Here is a 6,381-nt window from a genome sequence, read left to right on the forward strand (position 1 = left end):
ACCACACCGTGGCGTCGTGCGCGAACAGGTCGGGCATGACCAGGCTCAACGTCCCGACCACGACCACCACGGCCACCTCGAAGCAGATCGCCACCCACTCGACGCGGTACCACGCATCCGATCCCGATTTCACGAGCGCGACCGTCGCGAGGACGTACACCAGCGCGGCGGCGGCCGACAGGCTGTACGCGACCGGCGCGGCGTCGAAATCCTGCACGATCTGCACGAACGAGCGCCCGGTGGCAGCCAGCGCCATGATCGCGTACACGACGACCAGCACGCGGCCGACACCGGTCATGCGGGGGCGGGTCGTACTCATGGCTCGTCCATCCTACGGCGCTCCGCTCACGCGACCGGAACCGTCCAGATCACCTGCATCCGCCACACCATGACCGCCACGGCGAGCGCCGCGACCCCCATGATGACGGTGCTCCAGCGGCTGCGCTCGATGAGTGCCCACAGCACGGCGGCCGGCGGCAGCAGCACCGCCGAGACGAGGTACACCCAGAACTCCAGCAGGCTCCCGGCGGGCGGATTGCCCGCCAGCGGTGCGACGATCGCCACGACCACCTGCCCGATCAGCAGCAGCACCACCACCGCCATGCCGCCGACGGTGAGGTCACTGGGTCGACGGCCGGCCAGGCCCAGCACGATGCACCCGACACCGACGATCGTCGCCGCGATGACCTGCACCAGAGTGAACCACCAGATCATGACGCGCTCACCTCCGGCATGTTCATGATGCTCTTCACGTCGCGTCCACGCGCCGTCACGACGCCGATCAGGCTGCCGTCCGGCGCGATGGCCGCCGGCGTCGCCGCGGTCAGGCGCGCTGCCGCGCCCGGCAGTCGCTTTCCGTGCCGCAGGTCGCGGGCCTCCTCCGCCGTGGCCGCGAACGTGCCGAGCACGGCTGCGGCGACGTCTGCGGCTGGCAGCAGCGGCGCGCCGCCCGCCAGATCGGTGACCGCGTCCTCGACCGAGAACGGTCCGATGCGGGTGCGGCGCAACGAGACGAGGTGCCCGCCGACGTCGAGCGCGGCTCCCAGGTCGCGCGCGAGGGCGCGGATGTAGGTGCCGCTGGAGCAGTCCACGACCACGTCGACGTCGATCACGTCGGCCCCGCGACGAAGATCCCGCACCTCGAAGCGCGACACGGTCACCTTCCGGGCGGCCAGTTCGACGTCCTCACCCGCACGCGCGAGGGCATAGGCCCGCTTCCCGTCGACCTTGATCGCCGAGACCGTGCTGGGGATCTGTTCGATGTCTCCCGTGAGAGCGGCGATCCCCGCCGCGATCCGCTCGGAGGTCACCGCCCCGATCGCCACAGCTCCCGCGCGCGCCGTCTCGGTGCCGTCGGCATCGTCGGTGTCGGTCGACGCGCCCAGCCGGATGGTCGCGGTGTAGGTCTTGTCCAGGCCGACGACGTAGGTCAGCAGCCGCGTGGCTGCCCCCACACCGAGCACGAGGAGCCCCGTCGCCATCGGGTCCAGCGTGCCGGCGTGACCGATCTTGCGGGTGTGGAGGGCGCGCCGGGCACGGGCGACGACATCGTGGCTGGTGACACCGCCGGGCTTGTCGACCAGCAGGATGCCGGGCGCGACCGACGTGGGGGGCTGACGCATGGCCTCCAGCCTACGGCGCGCCGCCTAGGCTGATCGGATGCCGCACCTCGCCCCTGCCGTGATCGAGTGGTACCGGCACAACGCGCGCGACCTGCCGTGGCGGGTCCCCGGGTTCGGGGCGTGGGGCGTTCTCGTGAGTGAGTTCATGCTGCAGCAGACACCGGTGGCCCGCGTCATCCCCCGCCTGACGGCCTGGCTGGAGCGATGGCCCGCCCCGGCCGCGCTCGCCGCCGCGGCACCGTCCGACGCGGTGCGGGAGTGGGCGAACCTCGGCTACCCGCGGCGTGCCCTGTGGCTGCACCAGGCCGCCGTGGAGATCGCAGACCGGCACCAGGGGGTGGTGCCGCGCGAGGTCACCGCTCTGCTGGCACTCACCGGGGTCGGTGACTACACCGCCCGCGCCGTCGCGGTGTTCGCATACGGCGACCGCCACCCGGTCGTGGACACGAACACGCGGCGCGTGCTCGCCCGCGCGATCGGAGGGAGATCGCAACCGGGCCCGCCCGCGGCATCCGACCTCGACGCGATGGCAGCCGTCCTCCCCCTCGATGTCACCGACGCCGCGGTCGTCAACGCCGCCACGATGGAGCTCGGCGCCCTGGTGTGCACGGCGCGCACTCCGCGGTGCGAGGCCTGCCCGATCGCGCACCTGTGCGCGTGGCGCGCGGCGGGGCACCCCGACACGGGGGACGCGCGACGCCGCCAGGCCCGTTACGAGGGCAGCGACCGGCAGGCGCGCGGCGCCGTGCTGAAGCAGTTGCGTGAAGCGGCGGACGGCGTGGCCCTCGACGACGTCATCGTGTCCTGGCCCGACCCGCCCCAGCGCGAACGCGCGATCCACTCGCTGGTCGTCGACGGCCTCGCCGAAGCGATCGGCGGGACTCTCCGGCTGCCCGCGTGAGGAGCAGGCGCCAGCCTCCGCTCCTCCGCGCGAGGGATGCGCACCCGGACCCACTCCGGTTGAATGGTCGTCATGTCTATGCGGTCCGCCTTCGCCCCGGCGCTTCGCCGCCCGGTCGCGCCGATCGGATCCGATGCAACCGGCAGCACCGCCGTCACCGCGATCGCCGTCACCGCCCTTCTGTTCCCGGTGACCGCCGTCACACTGTTCGTGCTGTATCCGACGCTGCCCGTCGAGATGAAGGCCTGGTACACGACGGCAGCGAGCGCCGTGCATGTGGGCACGCTGGTCGGTTCCCGCCGTCCGCGGGCAGGACTGGTGGTCGCCTCGCTCGGGATGCTCGGGCTTGTGGTGCCCATCCTCCCGGACCAGGTCGGTCTCACCGCCGGCATCCTCGCGCCCAGCTCCTGTGCCTACCTTCTGAGTGTCTGGCAAGGCGGCGTCAGCGAACGCCCGGGGCTCCCCGCGGTCACGATCGCCGTCGCACTGACCGGCGACACCCTCGTAGCGGTGCTTTATGGGGTCGCCTACCCCGGAGTGTCCTCCGACCCGACGGCGGCGCTCGTGGCCTGGGCTGCGTACGGCATCCCGATCATCGGGGTGTTCGGTGCGGCCACCGCGGTGCGCCGACGGCGCATCCTTCGACGGGAGCAGGACGCGACACATCGACGCGAGGCCGTGCACGCCGAGAGGGCCGCCATCCGACACGATCTGCACGACATCGTCTCGCACTCGCTCACGGTGATGATCGCCCAGGCGGAGGCCGCCCGCGTCACCGCCACGGACGCGGACACCGACGCGCGTCTGGAAGGCATCGCCGGCACCGGGCGTGAGGCGCTGCGCGGCCTGCGCGGAATGCTCACCGTCTTGAGCGACTCCGAGCAAGCCGGCCCGGCTCCGGCACCGACGCCCACCGACCTACGAAGCCTGGTGACCTCGGCAGCCACCGCCCACCATCGCACGCACATCACGGTAGACGGACACGCCCGTCCGCTGACCCCCGAGGCCTCCCTCGCGCTGTACCGGGGCGTGCAGGAAGCGCTGACCAACGCCATCCGGCACGTCGCCCCTCCCGTCGAGATCGAGGTGTCCGTGACGTGGGATGCCGCCCATGTCACGGCGCGTGTGCACGACGACGGCGGCGCGGGCCCTTCAGCGCGTGTGGAGTCCTCGGGCAGCGGGCTGATCGGCATGGCCGAACGGGTGCGCGCCGCCGGGGGCACGGTGGAGCTGTCCCGACGCGCGGGCTGGACGGTGACCATCGCTCTTCCTGTCGACTCGGAATGACCATCCGTCTCATGCTGGTCGACGACCAGGACCTGCTGCGGGAGTCGCTTGCGACCGTCCTCGGCGCCGACCCGCGGATCGAGGTGGTGGCGCAGGCGGACACGACCGACGCGGCCGTCGACCAGGTGCGACGGCATCGGGTCGACATCGCTCTCATGGATGTGCGGATGCCCGGCCAGGACGGCATCGAAGGCACACGGGCCGTGAGGGAGGCCAGTCCCGACACACGCGTTCTGGTACTCACCACGTTCGACCTCGACGAGTACGTCGTGGGTGCCGTGCGAGCCGGTGCCAGCGGATTCTTCACCAAGGATGTCCGGCCGGCGGAGCTCATCGCGGCGATCGTCGCCGTCAGCAGGGGGGACGCCGCCGTCTCTCCGCGAGCCACAGCGACGCTGCTCCGACTCGTCAACCGGGCGGCGGTGCCGGCGACGGAGCCGATGGCGGATCTGAGCCCTCGTGAGCGCGACGTCACCCGGTTGCTGGCGACCGGGGCGTCCAACGAAGACATCGGTCGCCGGCTGTTCCTGACCGAAAACACCGTGAAGACCCACGTTCGCTCGGTGCTGTCCAAACTCGGCCTGCCGGACCGGGTCCAGGTCGTCATCTGGGCCTACGAGAACGGCGTCGTCTCCCCCGGAGGTCACCCGCGCGGATGACCCCACCTCGCTCGCGCGCGTGAGGTGAGCGAGGCGGGCGGAGAACCAGAGTGGGAGCGATCGCACCAATACCTGCGCGATCGCCGCTGCACGACACCCCAAGGAGTTCCCGTGTCCACCACCCCCGCGACGACGCCGCCGAACGCACGCCCCATCGTCCGCACCGCCGTCTGGTCGCTGGTCATCCTGGCGGTGTCGACCACTCTGTCCGTGGGAACCGCCCAGGCCATCGATCCCAGCGGAGAACTGCTGGGCGCTCTTACCCCGGTCAATCAGATGCTGCCGGCGCTCTCTCTCGTCGTGGCACTCCTCATCGTCCGTCCCGGGCGGGCGCTGCGCACGATCGCGCTCACTCCGCTACGCCCTTGGCGCAACAGTCTCGGCGGCAGCATGATCGCCTTGGCGACCACCGCTGCGGTTCCCCTGATCGCCGTCGCGGTCGGCGTGGGTCTCAGCGTGGTCGAGGTGCGGATTCCTGAGACCTGGCTGACCTTGTCCTTCCTCGTCGCGCCGGTGCTGGTGCTGAACGCGGTTCTGAGCCTCGGCGAGGAGGTGCTCTGGCGCGGTTGGCTGCAGTCCGCGTGGTCGCACTGGGGATGGTTCCGGTCGACCCTGGTCATCTCGCTGATCTGGGCGGTCTGGCACCTCCCGCTGGTGGCGACCTACACGATCGCCGAGGGGATGCCGGCGCACGAGCTGGTCATCACATCGGTCCAGATCGTCTTCTTCGGCCTCCTGCTCGGCGCGCTGCGGTCTCGGTTCGACTCGGTGTGGCCCGCCGTGTTCGGACACGCCGCAGGCAACACGTTCGGGCCCCTGGTGAACTCGAACGTCATCGTCGGCGGGCTCACCGCGTCACCGCAGGTGTCCTGGACGATAGCCCTGGCCACGTGGGCCGCGTTCGCCGGTCTGGCGGTGGTGCTGCGCCGCAGCCAGCACCCTCGGGCGATGACCGCCTCGGTGTGATCGTCGCGCCCCGAGGGCCGCCCGAGCCTCAGCCTTCAGCCGGTTCTTCCTCACGAGGGTGTCGATACGGGTCGGCATCGCCCGCGTACGTCGCCGAGGCCGACAGCCCCGCGACCGACGCGTCGCGCTCGTGGGCCTCGCGCAGCAGATCCTCGATGTGGCCCGCGTTTTCCGGGATTCCATCGGGGATGAATTCGAGGCTGGGGGTCAAGCGCGTTCCCAGACCCCGACCGATCTCGCTGCGCAGCATCCCGGTCGCCGACCGCAGCGCCGCCGCCGAGTCGGTGCGCTCCTGCTCACTGCCGTACACGGTGTAGAACACCGATGCGTGCTGCAGGTCGCCGGTGACGCGCACATCCGTGATCGTCACAAACCCGAGCCGCGGGTCGCGCAGCCCCTTTTCGAGGCGCTCCGCGATGAGCACGCGGATGCGGTCGGCCAATCGCGCCTGTCGTTCGTTCGACATGTTGTTCCTCCTGCTTGCTTCGCCGACGGGTTCGGCAGGTCCGGCCCGGTGGCCGATGCCGCACCGGCAGCGCGAGCCTCGCAGGCGCTGCTGTCGGTGCGGCATCCGTCGTCGGAGCCGAGTGCGCTCAGCCGCGGGGTTTTTCCACCATCTCGGTCGTCTCGATCTCGTCGCCGACCTGGATGTCGTTGTACTTGCCCAGGCCGATACCGCACTCGAAGTCGGTCTTGACCTCGGTGACGTCGTCCTTGAAACGGCGCAGCGACTCGATCGCCAGCCCATCGGCGATCACGACGCCGTCGCGGATGACCCGCGCCTTGGCGTTGCGCGTGATCGTGCCGCTACGGACGATGACACCAGCGATGTTGCCGAACTTGGACGAGCGGAACACCTCGCGGATCTCGGCGACACCCGACTGCACCTCTTCGAACTCCGGCTTGAGCATGCCGGTGAGCGACTGCTCGACATCGTCGATCGCGT

7 protein-coding genes and 2 pseudogenes are annotated in these 6,381 nt (G+C 70.8%); 4 read left to right on the forward strand and 5 right to left on the reverse strand.

Annotated features, from left to right (window positions below):
• From ACK5KK_RS10535 to truB, 3 genes and pseudogenes are all read right to left on the reverse strand, one after another.
• A pseudogene (locus ACK5KK_RS10535) lies at positions 1–319 on the reverse strand (hypothetical protein); the annotation flags it as partial.
• A 26-nt stretch (positions 320–345) separates the two neighbouring features.
• Positions 346–714: a hypothetical protein gene (locus ACK5KK_RS10540; protein ID WP_416890039.1), complete on the reverse strand. Its 369-nt coding sequence runs from the start codon at positions 712–714 to the stop codon at positions 346–348.
• Positions 711–1,622, reverse strand: coding sequence for a tRNA pseudouridine(55) synthase TruB (gene truB, locus ACK5KK_RS10545; protein WP_416890040.1), 912 nt, complete (start codon positions 1,620–1,622; stop codon positions 711–713). The genes ACK5KK_RS10540 and truB overlap by 4 nt, the downstream gene beginning before the upstream one ends.
• A gap of 37 nt (positions 1,623–1,659) precedes the next feature.
• Between truB and ACK5KK_RS10550 the strand changes: the two genes are divergently transcribed.
• The 4 genes from ACK5KK_RS10550 (at position 1,660) to ACK5KK_RS10565 (ending at position 5,435) form a co-directional block, all read left to right on the forward strand.
• Positions 1,660–2,523, forward strand: a complete 864-nt coding sequence (locus ACK5KK_RS10550; RefSeq protein ID WP_416890041.1) for an A/G-specific adenine glycosylase — start codon at positions 1,660–1,662, stop codon at positions 2,521–2,523.
• A gap of 72 nt (positions 2,524–2,595) precedes the next feature.
• Positions 2,596–3,810 (forward strand): sensor histidine kinase, encoded by a 1,215-nt coding sequence (locus ACK5KK_RS10555; protein ID WP_416890042.1) that lies wholly within the window; start codon positions 2,596–2,598, stop codon positions 3,808–3,810.
• Positions 3,807–4,469 (forward strand): response regulator, encoded by a 663-nt coding sequence (locus ACK5KK_RS10560; protein WP_416890043.1) that lies wholly within the window; start codon positions 3,807–3,809, stop codon positions 4,467–4,469. Before ACK5KK_RS10555 ends, ACK5KK_RS10560 begins: the two co-directional genes overlap by 4 nt.
• Positions 4,470–4,580: 111 nt before the next feature.
• Positions 4,581–5,435, forward strand: coding sequence for a CPBP family intramembrane glutamic endopeptidase (locus tag ACK5KK_RS10565; protein ID WP_416890044.1), 855 nt, complete (start codon positions 4,581–4,583; stop codon positions 5,433–5,435).
• Between the two features lie 28 nt (positions 5,436–5,463).
• On the opposite strand, the gene rbfA is transcribed toward ACK5KK_RS10565, so the two are convergent.
• Positions 5,464–5,901, reverse strand: coding sequence for a 30S ribosome-binding factor RbfA (gene rbfA, locus ACK5KK_RS10570; protein ID WP_416890045.1), 438 nt, complete (start codon positions 5,899–5,901; stop codon positions 5,464–5,466).
• 127 nt (positions 5,902–6,028) lie between these two features.
• A pseudogene (locus ACK5KK_RS10575) lies at positions 6,029–6,381 on the reverse strand (translation initiation factor IF-2); the annotation flags it as partial.

It is taken from the genome of Microbacterium sp. (assembly GCF_047972865.1).
Taxonomy (GTDB): domain Bacteria; phylum Actinomycetota; class Actinomycetes; order Actinomycetales; family Microbacteriaceae; genus Microbacterium.